The sequence below is a fragment of the candidate division WOR-3 bacterium genome (genome assembly GCA_039803925.1).
Taxonomy (GTDB): domain Bacteria; phylum Hydrothermota; class Hydrothermia; order Hydrothermales; family JAJRUZ01; genus JBCNVI01.
In genome coordinates, this window is sequence record JBDRZL010000001.1 from 22,990 (window position 1) to 40,702 (window position 17,713).

The 17,713-nt window shown below is 28.7% G+C and carries 18 protein-coding genes and 1 tRNA gene; 7 read left to right on the forward strand and 12 right to left on the reverse strand.

The window, feature by feature from the left end:
• Nucleotides 1–16 precede the first annotated feature (16 nt).
• The 4 genes from ABIN17_00100 to ABIN17_00115 are packed head-to-tail and all read left to right on the forward strand — an operon-like array spanning nucleotide 17 to nucleotide 5,055.
• Entirely contained in the window at nucleotides 17–1,591 is a 1,575-nt protein-coding gene (locus ABIN17_00100) for an NAD(P)H-hydrate dehydratase (protein MEO0283463.1), read from the forward strand.
• Nucleotides 1,588–3,075 (forward strand): hypothetical protein, encoded by a 1,488-nt coding sequence (locus tag ABIN17_00105; protein ID MEO0283464.1) that lies wholly within the window; start codon nucleotides 1,588–1,590, stop codon nucleotides 3,073–3,075. The genes ABIN17_00100 and ABIN17_00105 overlap by 4 nt, the downstream gene beginning before the upstream one ends.
• Complete coding sequence (locus ABIN17_00110; protein MEO0283465.1) at nucleotides 3,062–3,661, forward strand: sugar transferase; 600 nt, start codon at nucleotides 3,062–3,064, stop codon at nucleotides 3,659–3,661. The genes ABIN17_00105 and ABIN17_00110 overlap by 14 nt, the downstream gene beginning before the upstream one ends.
• Nucleotides 3,661–5,055: a serine/threonine-protein kinase gene (locus ABIN17_00115; GenBank protein MEO0283466.1), complete on the forward strand. Its 1,395-nt coding sequence runs from the start codon at nucleotides 3,661–3,663 to the stop codon at nucleotides 5,053–5,055. The genes ABIN17_00110 and ABIN17_00115 overlap by 1 nt, the downstream gene beginning before the upstream one ends.
• Nucleotides 5,056–5,060: 5 nt before the next feature.
• Here the strand turns inward: ABIN17_00115 and dprA are convergent, their stop codons facing one another.
• From dprA to rsmD, 5 genes are read right to left on the reverse strand one after another with little or no spacing between them, the layout of a single operon-like run.
• Nucleotides 5,061–6,047 carry a DNA-processing protein DprA gene (gene dprA, locus ABIN17_00120; GenBank protein ID MEO0283467.1) on the reverse strand — a complete coding sequence of 329 codons (987 nt, stop codon included), beginning with the start codon at nucleotides 6,045–6,047 and terminating at the stop codon, nucleotides 5,061–5,063.
• Complete coding sequence (locus ABIN17_00125; GenBank protein MEO0283468.1) at nucleotides 6,047–6,499, reverse strand: hypothetical protein; 453 nt, start codon at nucleotides 6,497–6,499, stop codon at nucleotides 6,047–6,049. The genes dprA and ABIN17_00125 overlap by 1 nt, the downstream gene beginning before the upstream one ends.
• Nucleotides 6,492–7,460: a GTPase ObgE gene (obgE, locus tag ABIN17_00130; protein MEO0283469.1), complete on the reverse strand. Its 969-nt coding sequence runs from the start codon at nucleotides 7,458–7,460 to the stop codon at nucleotides 6,492–6,494. Before obgE ends, ABIN17_00125 begins: the two co-directional genes overlap by 8 nt.
• Entirely contained in the window at nucleotides 7,457–7,954 is a 498-nt protein-coding gene (coaD, locus tag ABIN17_00135; GenBank protein ID MEO0283470.1) for a pantetheine-phosphate adenylyltransferase, read from the reverse strand. Before coaD ends, obgE begins: the two co-directional genes overlap by 4 nt.
• On the reverse strand, nucleotides 7,911–8,471 hold the full coding sequence (gene rsmD, locus ABIN17_00140) for a 16S rRNA (guanine(966)-N(2))-methyltransferase RsmD (protein ID MEO0283471.1): 561 nt from the start codon (nucleotides 8,469–8,471) through the stop codon (nucleotides 7,911–7,913). Before rsmD ends, coaD begins: the two co-directional genes overlap by 44 nt.
• 47 nt (nucleotides 8,472–8,518) lie before the next feature.
• On the opposite strand from rsmD, the gene ABIN17_00145 reads away from it, so the two are divergent.
• Nucleotides 8,519–9,487 carry a hypothetical protein gene (locus ABIN17_00145; protein ID MEO0283472.1) on the forward strand — a complete coding sequence of 323 codons (969 nt, stop codon included), beginning with the start codon at nucleotides 8,519–8,521 and terminating at the stop codon, nucleotides 9,485–9,487.
• Here ABIN17_00145 and recO read toward each other — a convergent pair.
• The 7 genes from recO to ABIN17_00180 form a co-directional block, all read right to left on the reverse strand.
• Nucleotides 9,484–10,239 (reverse strand): DNA repair protein RecO, encoded by a 756-nt coding sequence (gene recO, locus ABIN17_00150; GenBank protein MEO0283473.1) that lies wholly within the window; start codon nucleotides 10,237–10,239, stop codon nucleotides 9,484–9,486. The genes ABIN17_00145 and recO overlap by 4 nt on opposite strands.
• Nucleotides 10,235–11,797: a helix-hairpin-helix domain-containing protein gene (locus ABIN17_00155; GenBank protein MEO0283474.1), complete on the reverse strand. Its 1,563-nt coding sequence runs from the start codon at nucleotides 11,795–11,797 to the stop codon at nucleotides 10,235–10,237. Before ABIN17_00155 ends, recO begins: the two co-directional genes overlap by 5 nt.
• Complete coding sequence (locus tag ABIN17_00160) at nucleotides 11,767–12,642, reverse strand: polyprenyl synthetase family protein (GenBank protein ID MEO0283475.1); 876 nt, start codon at nucleotides 12,640–12,642, stop codon at nucleotides 11,767–11,769. The genes ABIN17_00155 and ABIN17_00160 overlap by 31 nt, the downstream gene beginning before the upstream one ends.
• A complete protein-coding gene (locus ABIN17_00165; GenBank protein ID MEO0283476.1) occupies nucleotides 12,642–14,129 on the reverse strand; it encodes a hypothetical protein in 1,488 nt (495 codons plus the stop codon). The genes ABIN17_00160 and ABIN17_00165 overlap by 1 nt, the downstream gene beginning before the upstream one ends.
• Nucleotides 14,130–14,141: 12 nt before the next feature.
• Nucleotides 14,142–14,233: transfer RNA gene (locus ABIN17_00170), tRNA-Ser, on the reverse strand.
• A gap of 35 nt (nucleotides 14,234–14,268) precedes the next feature.
• A complete protein-coding gene (locus ABIN17_00175) occupies nucleotides 14,269–15,045 on the reverse strand; it encodes a GGDEF domain-containing protein (GenBank protein ID MEO0283477.1) in 777 nt (258 codons plus the stop codon).
• 79 nt (nucleotides 15,046–15,124) lie between these two features.
• Entirely contained in the window at nucleotides 15,125–15,340 is a 216-nt protein-coding gene (locus ABIN17_00180; protein ID MEO0283478.1) for a hypothetical protein, read from the reverse strand.
• A 317-nt stretch (nucleotides 15,341–15,657) separates the two neighbouring features.
• Here ABIN17_00180 and ABIN17_00185 point away from each other — a divergent pair, with 317 nt between their 5' ends.
• Both ABIN17_00185 and ABIN17_00190 read left to right on the forward strand, forming a co-directional pair.
• Complete coding sequence (locus ABIN17_00185) at nucleotides 15,658–16,449, forward strand: ZIP family metal transporter (GenBank protein ID MEO0283479.1); 792 nt, start codon at nucleotides 15,658–15,660, stop codon at nucleotides 16,447–16,449.
• Nucleotide 16,450: 1 nt separating this feature from the next.
• The gene (locus ABIN17_00190; GenBank protein ID MEO0283480.1) at nucleotides 16,451–17,710 is read left to right on the forward strand and encodes an ABC transporter permease; all 1,260 of its coding nucleotides are present in this window, start codon (nucleotides 16,451–16,453) and stop codon (nucleotides 17,708–17,710) included.
• The last annotated feature ends 3 nt before the right edge of the window (nucleotides 17,711–17,713 follow it).

A 17,713-nucleotide genomic window follows, 5' to 3' on the forward strand; every position in this document is an offset into this window, starting at 1 on the left:
TATAAAGGAGGCAACCATGTTTGTGGTAACACCCGAAGAAATGAAAAAAATTGATAATAGAACCACTCACGAATTTGGGCTGGAGGGTAAAATTTTAATGGAGAATGCTGGAAGATCTGTATTTGATTTGATACTAAATAAAATCCCAAGTTGTGACAAAATTACTGTTCTATGTGGTAAGGGTAATAATGGGGGCGATGGTTTTGTAATTGCAAGGTATTTTTTGAACAGGGGAAAAGATGTAAGTATTTATCTTTTAGGTAACCCAGAGGAATTAAAAGGGGATTCTTTATACCATTTTCGTCTTCTTGAACTCCTAAAAGCTAGGATTAAAGTTATAAATCTAAATGACCCTGAACTCAAATTTGATCTTTTATCATCTGATGTTGTGGTAGATGCTTTATTTGGAACAGGCTTTAAAGGAGAATTGCCCAAGGAGATTAAATTGCTCTTCGGGCTTTTAAAAGAGAGAAGAGGAAAATTTGTGGCAGTTGATATACCATCAGGTGTAGATGGTGAAACAGGTGATGCAGAGCATATTGTTCCAGAAGCTGATTTTACAGTTACCTTTGCCTTTCCAAAACTCGGTCATTTTCTTTATCCTGGTAGAGAAAAAACAGGTGAACTTTATCTTGCGGATATCTGTATCCCTAAGTTTTTCTCTGAAGAAATAAAAAGAAGGGTTATATATCAAGAAGATGTTTATCCATTTCTTCCTAAAAGAGAAAAGAATGTTCATAAGGGTAAATGCGGAAGGGTTTTAATTTTGGGTGGTTCCAAAGGGTATGGGGGAGCAGTTTATCTTGCTTCAAAAGCAGCTTATTATGCAGGTGCAGGACTTGTTTTTGCTGCTTTTCCTGAAGATATATACCCTTCAATTGAGTCAAATTTAATTGAAGCAGTTAAAATTCCTTTACCATCAAAGAATGGAAGACTTTTTACAAAGTCTTTAAGTCCAATTCTTGATTATCTTGAAAAAATTGATGTTGTCGCTTTTGGTCCAGGAATTTTAAGAAGTGAAGATACAAAAAATTTTGTAATTGAATTTCTTGAAAAAATAAAAGATAAAAAAGTTTTAATTGATGCAGACGGTATTGTTTTATTAAAAGATAATAAGGAAATTTTAAAGGAAAGAAAAGAAGCCACAATTATAACCCCACATCCAGGTGAAATGAGTTTATTTATTGGAGATAAAAGTCCTGAAGAAGTGGATAAAAAAAGGATAGAGGTGGCTGAAAATCTTTCAATTCTTTATGATATAGTTGTCGTTTTGAAAGGTGCTCCCACGATAATTTCATCAACTTACGGAACTTTTATCTGTCCACTTGGAAATCCTGGAATGGCAACAGGTGGTTCAGGTGATGTTTTAACAGGTTTAATAGCTGGATTATGGGCGCAGGGTTTACCTCCAGAAAGAGCAGCAAAATTGGGTGTATTTTTACATTCTCTCGCTGGTGATATTGCTGCCTTGAAAAAAGGTATTTACTCCCTTTTAGCTGGTGATATACTGGAAGAGATTCCTTCTGCCTTTAATTTCAAATTTGAGGAAGAAAGAATAGGTTTAACAAGAAAAATACTACCACTTATTTGATAATTCTATTATTTTGCTTACTTTATAAAATAAATGAAATTCCTTCCCTTTTAAACCCAATTTTTGTTGCAAGTGATGACAGGTTTATATATGTAACTTCCAAAGAGGGGATAGGAATTTTTGATAAATATAGCTTTAAGTTTAAAAAGGGAATAATTCTTGAAAAATCCCCTCGTTTTGCATTTCCAGATCCTTTTACAGGAGAAATCTATGTTCTTTTTAATGATGGAGAATTTATTTCTTTTTATATTGGATCACCCCAATATTATATAAAAAAGGGTTTTTTCCCAAATGCAACCTCTTTTTCTCTAACACCATCAACTATAAAAATAGAATTCAATAATACTATCAAAAGATTTGATAAATATTCAATGATAGAAACAGATAAAGATGAAAATTCAATTTTCTGGTGGGGATTAAGAAGTGTAAAGAATTTTAATTCTAATGAAATTTCATTTCTTGCACCTTTTTATATTTTTACTGAAGATGGAGAAAAAGTTAATTTTGAAATTATATGTGAGGATAATGATTATTATTATGCTTGCACAAAAGGAGAAGGGGTTTATGTCTATGATAAAGATTTCTGGAGAAATGTTTCCAAACTTGGTGCGGGAACGAGCTTTAGTGAGGTAAGAGTTATAGAAATATTAGAAAATAATGGAATTATTTTTGCCGGAACTGGGGATTTTTATGATAGAAAGGGGATTATTTTGAGAAAAGGCTCTGAATGGAAAAGATTTTCAAAATTTTACTTTGGTTTAAATGTGGAGACTTTTTATAGTGGAGTTTCTTATAAGGATATTATAATTCTCGCTTCTGATGGAAAAATTGTAATCTATAAGGATAATGAATTTAAAACAAAAAATGTTTATACAGGTATTCCTATTTACAAAATTTTAGTTGATGGTCCTTCTTTATTTATTGCTACAGAAAAAGGTCTTTTTATATCAGATATTGAAGGAATAAATTTTAGTAATGTTTTAAAAAATGAAAAAATATTTACACTTGAGATAACAAAAAATTTTTTATATATTGGGACCTTGAATGGACTTTTTGCTATAAAAAAAGATAAGGATGAAAGTTTTAGAGTTCTTGACAAAAAATTACTTCTTGATGGTAAAATTATTGATATAAAAAAAGATAAAGAAAGAAACATATGGGTGATGAGTGAAAAAGGATTTTTAAAATTTTTAGAATCAAAAGATTCTTTTAAATTTTTTTATCCTCCACCAGTTCCCTTTAACCCTTCTAATCACTATGTTCAAAATTCAATTTTTATTTTTGAGAAGTTAATTTTTTTAGGTACTTATAAAAATGGTTTTTGGGTATATGATATTGAAAAAAATAGATGGGACCACTTTTTTGATGAAAGTTCAATTACAAAAAGAACTGTTTTTACCTTTAATAGCAAAAAGGATACTCTCTTTGTTGGTACGGATAGGGGTATTTATGTTTATAAATTAAAGGATTATGGAGAAAATTGAAAGAATTATTGCCCTTTTCCTAATTATTATTCTTTTGCCGGTTTTTGCAATTATTTCTTTGATAATAATGTTAGAAAGTAAAGGTAAGCCTATTTTTGTTCAGGAAAGGATAGGAAAAAATAAGAAAAAATTTAATATTTATAAATTCAGGACAATGTATATTGATGGAGAAAAAAGACTTAAAGAATTTTTTGAGAAAAATCCAGAAGCTAAAAGGGAATGGGAAATATATAGAAAACTTAAAAATAAGGATCCAAGAATAACAAAATTCGGAAAATGGCTTAGAAGTTTTAGTTTTGATGAACTTCCGCAGCTTTTTAACATACTTAAAGGTGAAATGAGTTTTGTTGGGCCAAGACCTTACATGGCTGAAGAAGTTGAAAGGTTTGAATCTGAGGATGAGATAATATTTAACTTAAAACCAGGTTTAACAGGTCCTTGGCAGGTTAGTGGGAGGAATAAATTAACTTTTAAAGAGAGAGTTGAGATAGATAAGAATTATATAAAGCAAAAAACTTTGAGAGGTGACTTAATAATACTCTTAAAAACCTTTGGTGCAATAATTAGTAAAGATGGTGCTTATTAATGAAAATTGGGAAATATGAAATTGTATCAGAGTTAAAAAAAGATAATTTTACAGAGGTCTATAAAGTATATAACAAATCTTTAAATAGATATTGTCTTATAAAGTTAATTTCAAAAGATTTTCCTGAAGATTTAGTTTTAAGATTTAATGAAGAAGCAAAAACATGTGCCTCAATTGATCATCCTTATGCTGTTAAAATTTATGAAATTTTTGAAAAGGATAATAAAATAATAGTAGTATATGAATGGGTTGATGGTTATGATCTTTCAAAGTTAATAGAAATAAGTGAAAAAATTGACCCTGAAGTTGCCTTAATTATAACTTATAAGGTTCTTGAAGTTCTTGATTACATTCATAAAAAAGGCATAATTCACAGGGATATAAAACCCTCAAATATATTGATTTCAAAAGAAGGTTTTGTTAAATTAACAGATTTTGGAATAGCTAAGGCAAAGGATTCTCCGGAAATTACTCAACCAGGTGTTGTAATTGGGACACCCTTTTATATGTCCCCTGAGCAGGTAAAGGGAGAGAAATTATATCCTTCATCAGATATATTTTCTCTTGGATGTACTCTTTATGAGATGATTACAGGAAAAAAAGCTTTTACAGGAAAAGATACAACGCAGATTTTAATTAAAATAGAAAGGGAAAATCCAGATTTTTCAAGAAAAATTTTTAAAGGGGTTAAAAATAATATTAAAAAAATTTTAAAAAAAAGTCTTTATAAAAATCCTGAAAAGAGATATAAAAGTGCCTCAGAATTTAAAAAGGATATTTTGAAAATAGTTGGTGAAAGAAAAATTTTAGAGGGAGATAAAATTATAAGGGATTACATAGAAGAAAAAATAAAAATTTTTGAAACAAAAACACTTAAAGGATTAAAGAAAAAAAAAGAGGAGAAAAAGGAAAAAGGACTCACGAAAATTTTGATACCCTTATTTACGGGTTTATTTTTGATTTTTTTAATTTCTTCTTTTTATTTTTATAAAAAATTCTTTTACCCTTATCTTGAAATAAAATCTACCTTTGATGTAAAAATATGTAAAATTAATAATGAATTGGTTTTGCTTCCCTTTAAAGGAAGTGTTCCTCCTGGAAAAGTGGAAATAAAAGTTTTAGCTCCCTTTTACCTTTACAGGGGAATTTTTTATTTAAAATTAAGAGAAAAAAAAGTAATTGAAATTCCTTTTAAGGAGGGAGATAGCACAAGTTTTCACTTCAGGGGAAAGGGAAAGATATTTGTAAATAAAAACTTAGTAGGTTCTGATTCTATTGATTATAAAATAAAACCCGGTATCCCTTATCTCTTTGAAATTAAAGGTAAAAAAGATACAATTAAAGAGTATTTATCTAGTTTAAAAAAGGATGTTATCTGGATATATATGCCTTAAAAAATTTATTTTATTGAATAAAAACCACTTCCCTCATTTCTTATAATTCCTTTTATTTCAAGATTAATTAAAATGGAAATCAGTTCTCCAGTTTCAATTTTTATTTTTTCCCTTATTTCGTCTATACTTTTTCTTCCATTCTCTTTAATAAATTCAAAAATTTTCTTTTCTTTACCTTCAAGTTTTATTTCTTCTTTTTCTGATTTTTCTTCAATTCCAAGATATTCAAGAATTTCTGAAGGATCTGTTACAAGAGTTGCACCTTGTTTTATGAGAAAGTTTGGTCCTCTACTTTTGGGAGAGTAAATTTCTCCAGGTATTGCAAAAATATCCTTACCCATATCAAGTGCCCATTTTACTGTTATAAATGTTCCTGATTTTTCTCCTGCTTCAACAACAAGTAATGCTTCAGATAAAGCAGCTATTATTCTATTCCGCATTGGAAAATTATAGGCAAAGGGTTTTGTATATGGAGGATACTCAGAAATTAAAATTCCCTTTTCCTCTATTTTTTTGAATATTTTTATATTTTCAGGTGGATAGAAAACATTAAGACCTGAACCAAAGATACATATTGTTTCTCCTCCTACTTCAATTGCTCCGAGATGGGCTATTGTATCAATTCCTCTTGCTCCTCCACTTACAATCACAACTCCTTTTTCAGATAATTTTTTGGAAAACTCAAGAGCAACTTCTCTACCATATTTTGTGGGTTTTCTTGTTCCTATTATTCCTATTTTTCTTTTTTTAAGGGTGCTAATTTTCCCTTTCATATAAATAACAAGAGGAGGAAGAGGACATCTCTTTAATTCTTCTGGGTATTGATTATCAAATATTGTTAATATTTTTATACCTGAGCTCTCACAATCTTTTATTATTTCCTTTGCTTTTTTTAAAAATTCTTTTTCAATTTTAAAATCTTCTTTTAAAAACTTTTCAAGAGTAATATTTTTTTCCTTTAAGGAAATTGCTATAATTTTTTCTTTTTCCATTAATTAAAAAATTCTTTAAAAGTTTTCTTTAAATCTTCAGCATATTCTGTTTTTTGAAGCGAAATTAAAATTTGGTAAAGTCTTTTTAATATATTTGGGTCAAAATTCTGGGGAAGAGAAGGTAATTTTTTCAGCATTTTATAAAGTGAAATAGCTGCTTTTTCCATTATGTAACTGTTTTTATCATTTAAAAAGTTTATAAATATATTTATATCATTTTCATTTGCCCATTCCCCAAGTATAATTAAAGAGGCCCCCTTTTCAAACCAGTATCCTTTTAAGAGAATATGTAGCACTTTTTCCCTTAAGTGTCTGCCTGTTCTTGCAATTGCCATAGCAGCTCTTTCTCTAACAAGAAAACTTGGATAGGATAGGTATTCAAAAATTTTTTCTGGTTCCCTTTTTTCTTCCAGTTTATTAATTTCTTCTAAAATTTTAAAAATTTCATTCATTTAAAAGCTCCTCCAGTTTTTCTTTTAATTTTTGAACTCCCTCACCGGTTAAAGCAGAAATTTCAAGTGCTTCTTCCTTAAAGGGGTTTTTAAAACCTACTATATCTTTTTTATTTATGAGAAGTATTCTCTTTTTTTCAAGAAGTAAAGGGTTATAGTTTTTAAGTTCCTGTAAAAGAATATTGTAATCTTTTTTTGGGTCATCAGTTGTTCCATCAATTAGAAAAACAAGTATTTTTGACCTTTCAATATGCCTTAAAAATTTTAAACCAAGCCCTTTACCTTTACTTGCCCCCTCAATTATTCCGGGAACATCACATATTGTATATCTCCTGAATTTATTGTCTCTCTGGACACCAATATTGGGAGTTAAAGTTGTAAAGGGATAGGGAGCTGTTTTTGCATCTGTTCCTGTTAATCTGTTTAAAAGAGTTGTTTTTCCACTGTTAGGAAGTCCTATTATTGATACATCCGATAAGGTTTTAAGTTCTAAAATTATTTCCTTTTCCTCTCCTTTTTTTCCTTTTTCACATATTCTTGGGGCTCTGTTTGTTGGAGTTCTAAAATGTGCATTCCCTCTTCCTCCCTTTCCTCCTTTTGCTACAAGAATTCTTTCTTTGTCTTTAATTACTTCACCTATTATTTTATTTTTCTTTGCATCTATAATAATTGTTCCTAATGGAACTCTAAGAATTATATCCTCACCATTTTTACCATGCATTTTTTTACCTTTTCCATCTTCACCGTCTTCTGCTTTGTAAAACCTTTTATATTTATAATCAAGCAAAGTCATCAAATTTTCATCACCTTCAATGTAAACATTACCGCCTCTGCCTCCGTCTCCACCATCAGGTCCCCCTTTTGGAACATATTTTTCTCTTCTGAAACTTATACATCCATTTCCCCCATCGCCCCCTTTTACTTTTATTTTTACATAATCAACAAAATGATCTTTTTTCATTTATAAAATTTTTTCTTTATGTAGTCTTCAACAAGCTTTGGAACAAGACCTTTTAGTTCACCTTTTAAAAGTGCAATTTCTCTTACCATTGTTGATGATAAATATGCATATTTTTCAGAGGGCATCATAAATATAATTTCAATATCAGGATTCAATTTTCTATTCATCCAGGCCATCTGAAATTCATATTCAAAGTCCGAAACTGCTCTTAACCCCCTTATTATAACTTTAGCTTTCTTTTTGCTTGCAAAATCAACTAAAAGTCCTTCAAGTTTTTCAACACAAACTCTTTTTTCCTTATTAAAAACTTTTTTTATAAGTTCAATTCTCTCCTCAGAATCAAGAAGTAATTTTTTGTATGAAGGTGTTCCCACAGCTATTATTAATTTGTCAAAAATATATAAAGCTCTTTTTATAAGATCCACATGTCCTAAGGTAAGCGGATCAAAACTACCCGGATAAATTGCCAAAGAATAGAATTTTTGTTTCGCCATAATTAACCTCCCTTTTAATTAAATCATTTATCTCATTTAATTTGTTTCTTTTACTTATTTCTAATATTAATAATCCTTCCTTTAGAATGTTAAGAGTATTAATTATGAATTCTCTTTTTATTTTATAATTATAAGGCGGATCTGCGAAAATTACATTAAATTTTTCTTCACTTTTTTTAACAAATTTTTCAGCATCAATTTTTATTATTTTAGTTTTATCTTCTATTTTTAGATCCCTTATGTTTTTTTTAATAACTTCAATACATTTTTGAGATTTTTCAACAAAATAACAGAATTTCGCACCTCTTGAAATTGCTTCAATTCCTATATTTCCAGAACCTGCAAAAAGATCAAGAAAAATAGAGTTAATAACTTTATTTTCAAGTATGTCAAATATTCCCTTTTTAACTTTATCCTGTGTGGGTCTTATGAAATCCGGGACATATATATTTTTTCCTTTTAAGAACCCGGCTTTGATTTTTATTTTTGACATTATAAATTTTGTAAGTTTTTTCATAAAAAATTTTACTTGACAATTTTCTTTTATTTCCATAAAATATTATTATGGGAAAATTTAAATTAATTTTATTTATTCTGCTTTTAATTACAGGGATCCCGCTTTTTATTTCCCAAAATTTTTATAAAAGTGAAAGTAAATTTGATACAAAGAATCTTGAATTTTTCCTTGAAAAGAATTATGGTGAAGTTTTTTCAGTTTTTGCAAAATATCTTGTGGACCCTGTTCTCCTTGAGGAAAAAGAAACAATTGGTAGAATTGTTTCTGAATTAAGAAAGATTTCTGGAATTGAATATGTGGCTGTAACTGATATTAATGGGAATTTTCTTGTATCTTCAAAACCAGGGGAAGAGGGCAAAGGAATAAGGGATGTTTTAGGTCAGGAGGTTAATCTTGAAAAGAATGTAAGTCTTTATATTAATCAAAATTCAAATTTAATTTATTTAAGAATTCCTATAAAACTTGAAGCAGCAAACACAGAAAAAACTGTAGGTAACTTAGTTATAGGTTTAAGTTATATTATTATAAAGGATATATTTCAAGTTCAGGGACGAAGAGATTCGCCAATTTTTTTATTTGGAATATTTTTTATCTCAGCTTTAGTTATCTTTCTGCTTTCACAGATTTTAATATTTTCTCCAATTGATAAAAAAATAAAAAACTATGAGGCAAGGGAAAGAAAATATTTAACTTTTGAGAACCTAAAAAGGACAGAAGAGGAAACAAAAATATCAATAGCAAAACTTGAGGAAAGAAAAAAGGAACTTCAGGTTGAAATAAGTTCTTTGGATGAGAAATTAAGAGAAAAAAAGAAAGAGCTCGAAGAGACTGATGTGGGTAAGATTGTTAAAGAACTTGAAGAAAAAAAGAGAATTCTTGAGGAGGAAATTGAAAAATTAAAGAATGAGGAAGAAGAGGTAAGGAAAAGACTTATGAGGGAAAAAACAGAACAGGAAGAGCTTAAAAAGAGGCTTGATATTATAAGGCAGAAAATGAAGCAGATAATGGGTCCTTAAAGTTCTTTTAGTATCTTGGATAAATTTTTTAAAAAATCCTCTCCAATATAAAATTTGTAGAAACTATTTATTATATTCAAAATCAATTCCTCATTAAGAGCTTTTAAATTTTTACATTTTTCTGTATTTTCCTTTAGTAAAAATTTTAAATAGGCTAAATTTTTTTTATCAATATAGATTTTTTCCTCAAATTCTTTTGCACAATTAAAACAAAACATCCCTCCTTCACTTGTAATAAAAAAGCCGTCTTCTAATTTTCTTTTACATTTTATGCAATTTTGTAGTTCTGGTCCAATACCTGATATACTTAGAAACTTCATAAGTAAAGATAAAAGAACATTTTTATTAACCTCCCCTAAGGAATTTAGTTCTTTTAAAAAAGAAAAAGTAAAATCGTATATTGAAGAAAATCTTAAATTTTCTCCTATATACTTTTCAATTTTTTCAAGTAAAAAGTAAGAGATTAGAAATTTTTTGTAATCAGTAAAAATTTTTTCAGGTTTCCATAAAAGCTTTACTTCTCTCATTTTGCCAAACTCTGAAGTTTCCTTTTTATGATAGATTACTTCAATTAAATTTCCTGCTGATATGATTCCCTTATAGGGATTAGTAGTCCTTTTTACGCCAAAGGCTATTATCTTAACTCCTCCAGATTTTTCAGAAAAAAATTTAAAAATTAAAGAACTTTCTTTAAAATTTATAGTTCTTAGAACTACCCCCTTTTCCCTTTTTATAAAAAGGACTTCTTTAATAGCTTTTTAAAGTAATAATAAAAATTACCCTTCTATCAGGTAATACTCTATCTGAAATATTTTCACTGTACTTCGCTAAGATATATAACATTTCTGATTTGATCCTTAATCCTAAATATAATCTACTTCCATTTCCATATAGCGGTTCTAAATAAAAGGAAGATGGTGGTTCTGCTTCATACACATATATCCTTTTATCGTAATCATTAATGTTAAAACTGTAAATTCCGATGAAAAATATGCCCTTTTGAAATTCAATTCCGCCGAGTATACCCGGTGATGTCAGAAGGTAATTATCCCATTCAAAATTAAGTTTATAACTTATTTCAAACTCTTTTGTTTTATGATTTAATTCATTTTTAAATCGGAGTCTATGAATACTTGTTTTTCTATCTTTTATTTCAAAAAAATAGGAAAAAGGTTTAGTTAGTTTTAGTGATCCTCTTATATAACTTTCATACCCGCCTTTCTTTTCAGATTTTAAAAAAATTCTTTCATCAAATTTTAAAAGAATTCTTTTGAATTTTCCTTCCCATCTTACTCCTGCTCCATACTCATCTCTACCTTCTCTTTTCCAGTCAAATTTTGTATTAAAATAGTTTATATGGTTTTTGGGAAGAGAATAAATAAATACAAACAGTCTTGAAAAATCATATGTTTTTCTTATTCCTGAATAAAAAAATACTTTTTTATTAATGAATCCAATTTCATAAAAAAGGTATAAAGAGCCAAATATTGAGCCTGTTAAAGAAAAAAAGGGTAAATTTTTATTTTCTTTTAAGTCTTTCAGAAAACCGACAAGAGGGAAAATCTGTAATCTTTCAAAAGGAAAGGATATAAAAAAGGTATAGAAGGTATCTTTTTCATAACCAAAACCTGTATCAAAATTTTTATAGGAAAAAGCAACTCCCCTTATTCCTATATCTCTTGAATATGAAATAAGGGGTCTAAGTCTTTTTAAATTTGATGGCAAGTAAAATAATTCAGGGGAAAAAGCATAATATTTTCCAAACAGGAGTCCTTTACCGAATTCAAAAATATAATCCCCTAATATGATACTTAATCCCTTATATTTTAGCTCACCATAAAATTTATCAATATCACTGAAATTATAATGAGTAAACCCAAAATCAAAAATAGAGTAAAGTCCTTTTATTTTTCCCTTTACATTTCTATAGAATTTATTTTCTCCGTATTTATCGTTATAGGTTCCCTTTGTTTCCTGATAAAAGTTAAAAATAAAAACATTAAAGTCAAAATAATTTTCAAGGTAATCATACTCTGGGGATAAATTTAATCTGTGTTTAAAGTCATTAAAATCAATAAAAAAACCATTTTTTCTCTCTTCTATAATTTTTTTTGCTAAATCCTTTGATATTCCTGGTATGTCTAAAATTTCATTGTATTCAGCCTTATTTATTTTTAATTTTATAAATTCTTTTTGATATATTTCTTCAATAAGAGTTTCATTTAATTCTTCTTCTTCAATATCTTGTGCAAAAATTGAGGTAAAAATGATTAAAATTATTAAAAGGTTCTTTTTATTATAAAATCGCATAAATTTTTTAAAAAACTTGTATCATAGGACAAATTATCCAGAATAAATTTTGCCCTATCAATATGAGATTTTGCAATTTCAATAGATTTTTCAAGCCCGAAAACCTTCACATAGGTCATTTTATTTATATCCTTTTTAACCTTTTTACCCACTTTTTCTTTATCTCCTGTTAAATCAAGAATATCATCTTGTATCTGAAAAGCCATTCCCATTTCTAAGCCTATTTCTTTAAATTTTTCTACTTCTTCTTTTTTAGCATTTGCTAAAATTGCTCCTATTTCAAGACATGATGAAAAAAATTTTGCTGTTTTTTCTAAATGGATTTTTTTAAGATAATCTACATCTGGTTCCATTTTTTCTCCTTTTATGTCAAGAACCTCTCCTTCAATTACTCCTTTTGGACCAAGTGCTTTTACAAAAGAATCTAAAGCTCTTAACAATTTAAGAGGTTCTGATTTTGATTTTAAAAAAACTTCTATTCCGTAGATAAAAAGGGCATCACCTGCTAAAACTGCAATGTCCTCACCATAGACTTTATGGACAGTTGGAACCCCTCTTCTTAAATCGTCATTATCAATACAGGGTAAATCATCGTGTATTAATGTAAATGTATGAACAATTTCAATTGCACATGCAGGAGGCATTATTTCATCATCTTCTTTTCCACCGCATATTCTATAAGTTTCGTAGGTTAATATAGGTCTTATTCTTTTTCCACCTGCAAGGATAAGGTGTTGCATTGCCTCTTTCAAAGGTGAAGTAACATTTTCTAAGGAAAGGAATTTTAATAGATTTTCTTCAATCTTTTTTTTCCTTATTTCATACTCTTTTAAAAAATTTTCCATTAAATTTTAATTTTAAGTCCAAAATTAAAGGCAAAAGTTTTTAATGGATTTACAAATCTTTTCCCTTCTCCACCTATTTTCTGTATACCTGAAAGCACTCCTAAGAAAGGTGTTGTTCTTGCACCAAGGTATAGTGAGAAGAAGGGGAGATCCAAGTTACCGCCTAAACCAAATGTAACATTTGGAGGTGTAAATAGGTAAAAATCCTCATATTTTAAATATCTCCATGAGAAAACACTTCCATAATTTATGTGAAAGGGACCTGCTCCAAAGCCTGAAGATACCATGAAGTAGGCTTTACCAAAGGCATATCTTCCCTGTGTTAAATCTATTCCACCTGCAAGGTTTAAATTTATAATTAAAAGGTTTATATTTGCTCCTACATTAAGCCCTAAAAGTCCTGGAAATTTAAGTGATTTCCATAAAATTTCATGTTCACGGTTATTATAAAAAAACTCTACCGAATCAATATTTACTTGCCCTGTTATTGTTCTGTTTATAGTATCAACAGTTATGTTATTTATATCAATCAGATATTTGCTTATTCCGTCAATGTAAGAATAGAGTCCTTGAATTCCACCAGAAAGGGTGAAGGGAAAGTTATAATTAAAGGAGAATCCTGCTGTTATTAAAGGAATCTTTAATTTTGCACCGAGAACAACTCCAAATTGTGTTCCTGAAAAATCACCAGTTATTTTATCATTGAAAATTCTGTCCTTAAAGGGTCCATTTATACTTATATTTACATTCCATGGTCTTCCCAGATTATCATTAAAGGTTGAATCAATTCTTAAAGTTATACTTTGAAAATTTCCCTTTATATCATAGTTAAGATCAGCTTTTCCTGAGTATCTTTTAATATTAATTCCTGCTCCCAAGCCAATAATTCCAAATCCAATGGATGCACCTATATTAAAAGGTGAAAGTTGACTTTTTAGAGCACCATTACCATTAAAAATAAGGTTTCCGCTACCGTTTAGTTTAACATTTACAGGTATTGTTACATTTTTTGGTATATCAGGATGGTCTTCTTTTGATAAAAAATCTTTTATTTTTAAATCTAAGGAAATGTTATTTAAATAATTTAAATCAAGATTCGCTCCATATATCTCTTCATTATAGTAGGAAATTCCTAAGTCTATTAAACCAACTTTTGTTTTTGCTCCTAAAAAATCAAATCCTCCTTTATCCTCTGCTGTAAGTTTTAAGGGTATTTCATATTTTTGAATTTCAGTTCCTCCTATGGAATCAATTCCAAGAGGAATATTAAAGTCTATTTCTGTTTTAAATCCAGTGCTTCCAAATATAACAAGTTCATTTTTTGATCCAAAGTGTAAAGAGGCAGGATTCATGTTTTCTCCTATAATACCTTCTCCTTGAGATACATCCAAAAATCCTCTATGTAGAAAATAAAGGGAATTTAGAGGAGTTCTATAATAAAAATTTAAAGAAGTTTGAAGGAAAATAAAAATATGTAAAAAATTCATTTAAAAAAATAACGGAGAGGGCGGGATTTGAACCCGCGAGACCCCTTTTGGGGGCCTGCACGATTTCCAGTCGTGCCCCTTCGACCAGGCTCGGGCACCTCTCCTTTTTATTAAAAATACTATAAATTTAAATTTCTTTTCAAATATAAAGGGTATTCCTTTTTTCTTTTGCCTTGTATAATTTAATGTCAAGTTTTTTTAATATGTTTTCAATATCTTTTATTTCTTCCCAGTTAAACCTTTCTCCACCGATACTTAAAGTAGTTTTTACTTTTTTACCCTCTATAAAAAATTCTTTATTTTCAAAATATTTTCTTAAGTTTTCCATTACCTCTTTTGCTTTTTCAAAGGGTTCATCAAAAATGATAACAAATTCATCACCCCCGTATCTGAAAATAATATTTTTTGATTCTTTTAACAAATTTCTAATTTCATTTGAAAATTCTCTTAAATAATGGTCTCCCTGAATGTGACCAAAATTATCATTTATTTTTTTAAAATAATCTATATCAATCATAAAAACTGGTATATCGTCCCCTCTAAAAGTGCTTAAGATATCTTTAAGATGTTCTTCAAGATATAGAAGGTTATAAAATTTTGTGAGTGGGTCTCTGAAAGCTGCTTCTCTTAATTCATAATTTTTTAGAGAAATTTCATCGTATAACATTATTAATAGTTCTTCAATTCCTTCAAAAATTCCTTTTATTCTTTTTATTTTTGGGGGAAGCTTTTTGTTATTAATTATATAAACAATGAACTCGTAAATATATTTCTTGTAATAAAAATCAATAAGAAATGTATAAATTAAAAAAAGTGTAAAAAGAGTGAGAATAAGATAAAATAAATTAGAATTTTTAGAAAAAAACAAAAAAACCGGGAATAAAATTATAATAAGGAATTTTATGTAAATTGGCATAAAAAATTTCCTTTTTTAAAATAATAAAAATAAGATTGAGTGATTTTCAAAATTTTAAAGATATTTTTCTGATTTTATTTTAGGGAAGATAGATTTTCTTGATTAATAATTTAGGAATTTTTTTTAACGAATAATTTAAAAAATGCTTTTTTAAGGACTTAAAAATAATTCCTAAACTTTCTTTCATCCCTTTAAATTTTTCCTCTACCTCCTTATGTCTTTCCTCTGCATTTTTTCCCATAAGCTTTAAAGTTTCATCCATCTTATAAAGCATCTCACTTATTTTTTCTAACATTTTTGATTGCCTGTTTAGAATTTTTGTCTATTCATAGTTTCTGATTGCTTATTTAATGTTTCTGTCTGCTTGTTTAGTATTTCAGTATGTTTATTTAAAATTTCATTCTGTTTACTTAGCATTTCGTTTTGTTTACTTATCATTTCCTCATACATCTGCCATTACTCCAAGCAAAATAAGTTAAAACTCCTGCCAGACTAAAAAGACCATTTTTTAATTTTGTTAAATCTGTTTTCTTTCATAAAAACTTCGAAATAATCTCTGAAAAATATTTTTCTTTAATGATGACTTATCTTATAATTATAACTTTCTATAATATGGAATTGATTGAAAAAATATTTTTAGATTTATCATTGGGGGGAAATAAAGTAATTCTCGGACTTCTTGGTGGTTTAGTTATTTCCCTTTTAAATTTGTTAGGTGCTCTTTTAATTTTTTTCTTTACCAAACCCTCTCAGAAATTAATTGATACTCTTCTTGGATTTGCTGCAGGTGTTATGCTTGCAGCAAGTTTTACAAGTTTGATTTTACCTGGGATTGAGAAGGGTGGAATTATTCCTGTTCTTATTGGAATATTGTTTGGTTCTTTTATTCTTGATTTAGGTGACCATATTATACCTCATATACATCCTGTATTAGGAAAAGAAGGAGTTAAAACTGAAAGGTTAAAGGGTATATGGCTTTTTATAATTGCCATAACAATTCATAATATGCCAGAGGGTCTTGCTGTTGGAATTGGTTTTGGTTCAGGTAATATAAAGGATGCTATTATTTTGATGCTTGCCATTGGAATTCAGAATATTCCAGAAGGTTTTTCAGTTTCGGTTTCTGCACTTGAAGCTGGATTTGGTAAAAGGTTTTATGCAGCAATAACAGGAATAAGGTCGGGTTTGGTTGAGATTCCTCTTGCAATTTTTGGAGCTTGGCTTATCAGTATTGCAAAACCTATTTTGCCTTATGCCATGGGTTTTGCAGCTGGTGCCATGATTTATGTTATTAGTGATGAAATTGTGCCAGAAACCCACAGAAAAGGTCATGAAAGATTAGCAACTTTTGGAACCATTCTCGGTCTTGTTATAATGCTTTTTCTGGATGTGACCCTTAAATAATATGAAAATTTCTGATCTATTTCAGATTTCACTTTATGGTATAAAAACCCATAAATTAAGATCTGTATTAACAACTCTTGGAATTATAATAGGTGTTGGAACTGTTATATCAATGATGTCAATTATTGAGGGAATAAACGGTTATGTTTATAAAGAATTCGGAGCTGTTGGTTCAGATGTTATTTATATTCAAAAATATAAATGGAAGGTTTTTGTGGGGTCAGCAGAAAGAGAATGGTGGAAAAAATTTAAAGAATTTCCTGATTTTACAGAGGATGATTTAAAGGATATCAAAGAACTTGATTTTGTTGAAAATGCTTCCATTTCCCTTGATTTATTTAATTTAAAAGAAGCAAAATATAAAAATAAGAAACTTGAAGATTTAGATGTAATAGCAGTAACTCCTTCTTACTTTGAAGTATCAGGTTATAAAATTGAAAGTGGAAGAAAATTAAATGAAGATGATGAATTTTTTAAAAGAAATGTATGTATAATTGGAAAATATATAGAAGAAACTCTATTTGAGGAAGAAGATCCCCTGGGTAAAGAAATAAAAATAGGGAATAAGAATTTTTTAATTATTGGAGTTTTAAAAAAAAGAGGAGAAATTTTTGGACAATCACTTGATAGAATTATTATATTGCCCTTTTCAAAAGGTAAAGAATTAAAGGGAAAGCCAGTATTTGACTGGCAGGAAGTTTTTATAAGTCCTGTTATTCAGGTGAAAATAAAAAAGAATTATGAATTAAAGGAAGCAATGGAAGAATTGAGGAAGTTTTTAAGAAAAAGAAGAGCACTATTTTTCACGGATGAGGATAATTTTTCTTTAAATACGCAGGAAATGCTTCTTCAAATTTATAGGTCAATAACAGGAGGTATATTTGCAGCAATGATAGGTATTGCTTCTTTAGCCTTACTTGTTGGTGGAATTGGAATAATGAACATAATGCTTGTTTCAGTTTCTGAAAGAACAAAGGAAATAGGTATCAGAATGGCAGTTGGGGCAAAAAGAAAAGATATTTTATATCAGTTTTTGCTTGAAGCTATTTTGTTAACTTCAATTGGAGGTTTTTTAGGTCTTTTTCTCGGTGCCTTAATAGGAAAACTGGTTGATATTTTAACTCCTTTACCTTCAAGGATTCCCCCTTGGAGTATATTTATTGCTCTTTTATTTTCTATGGTTGTTGGAATATTCTTTGGAATTTATCCTGCTTCACAGGCAGCAAAAAAGGACCCCATTGAATGTTTAAGATTTGAATAGGAG

Excerpts from the sequence above, each read along its gene's own strand:
- ABIN17_00160 (MEO0283475.1), bottom strand. The coding sequence starts at position 12,642 with ATGGAAAATTTTTTAAAAGAGTATGAAATAAGGAAAAAAAAGATTGAA.
- rsmD (MEO0283471.1), bottom strand. The coding sequence starts at position 8,471 with ATGAAAAAACTTACAAAATTTATAATGTCAAAAATAAAAATCAAAGCC.
- ABIN17_00145 (MEO0283472.1), top strand. The coding sequence starts at position 8,519 with ATGGGAAAATTTAAATTAATTTTATTTATTCTGCTTTTAATTACAGGG.
- ABIN17_00190 (MEO0283480.1), top strand. The coding sequence starts at position 16,451 with ATGAAAATTTCTGATCTATTTCAGATTTCACTTTATGGTATAAAAACC.
- ABIN17_00110 (MEO0283465.1), top strand. The coding sequence starts at position 3,062 with ATGGAGAAAATTGAAAGAATTATTGCCCTTTTCCTAATTATTATTCTT.
- coaD (MEO0283470.1), bottom strand. The coding sequence starts at position 7,954 with ATGGCGAAACAAAAATTCTATTCTTTGGCAATTTATCCGGGTAGTTTT.
- ABIN17_00175 (MEO0283477.1), bottom strand. The coding sequence starts at position 15,045 with ATGCCAATTTACATAAAATTCCTTATTATAATTTTATTCCCGGTTTTT.
- ABIN17_00180 (MEO0283478.1), bottom strand. The coding sequence starts at position 15,340 with ATGTTAGAAAAAATAAGTGAGATGCTTTATAAGATGGATGAAACTTTA.
- ABIN17_00125 (MEO0283468.1), bottom strand. The coding sequence starts at position 6,499 with ATGAATGAAATTTTTAAAATTTTAGAAGAAATTAATAAACTGGAAGAA.
- ABIN17_00165 (MEO0283476.1), bottom strand. The coding sequence starts at position 14,129 with ATGAATTTTTTACATATTTTTATTTTCCTTCAAACTTCTTTAAATTTT.
- dprA (MEO0283467.1), bottom strand. The coding sequence starts at position 6,047 with ATGGAAAAAGAAAAAATTATAGCAATTTCCTTAAAGGAAAAAAATATT.
- ABIN17_00115 (MEO0283466.1), top strand. The coding sequence starts at position 3,661 with ATGAAAATTGGGAAATATGAAATTGTATCAGAGTTAAAAAAAGATAAT.
- ABIN17_00155 (MEO0283474.1), bottom strand. The coding sequence starts at position 11,797 with ATGCGATTTTATAATAAAAAGAACCTTTTAATAATTTTAATCATTTTT.
- ABIN17_00100 (MEO0283463.1), top strand. The coding sequence starts at position 17 with ATGTTTGTGGTAACACCCGAAGAAATGAAAAAAATTGATAATAGAACC.
- ABIN17_00185 (MEO0283479.1), top strand. The coding sequence starts at position 15,658 with ATGGAATTGATTGAAAAAATATTTTTAGATTTATCATTGGGGGGAAAT.
- obgE (MEO0283469.1), bottom strand. The coding sequence starts at position 7,460 with ATGAAAAAAGATCATTTTGTTGATTATGTAAAAATAAAAGTAAAAGGG.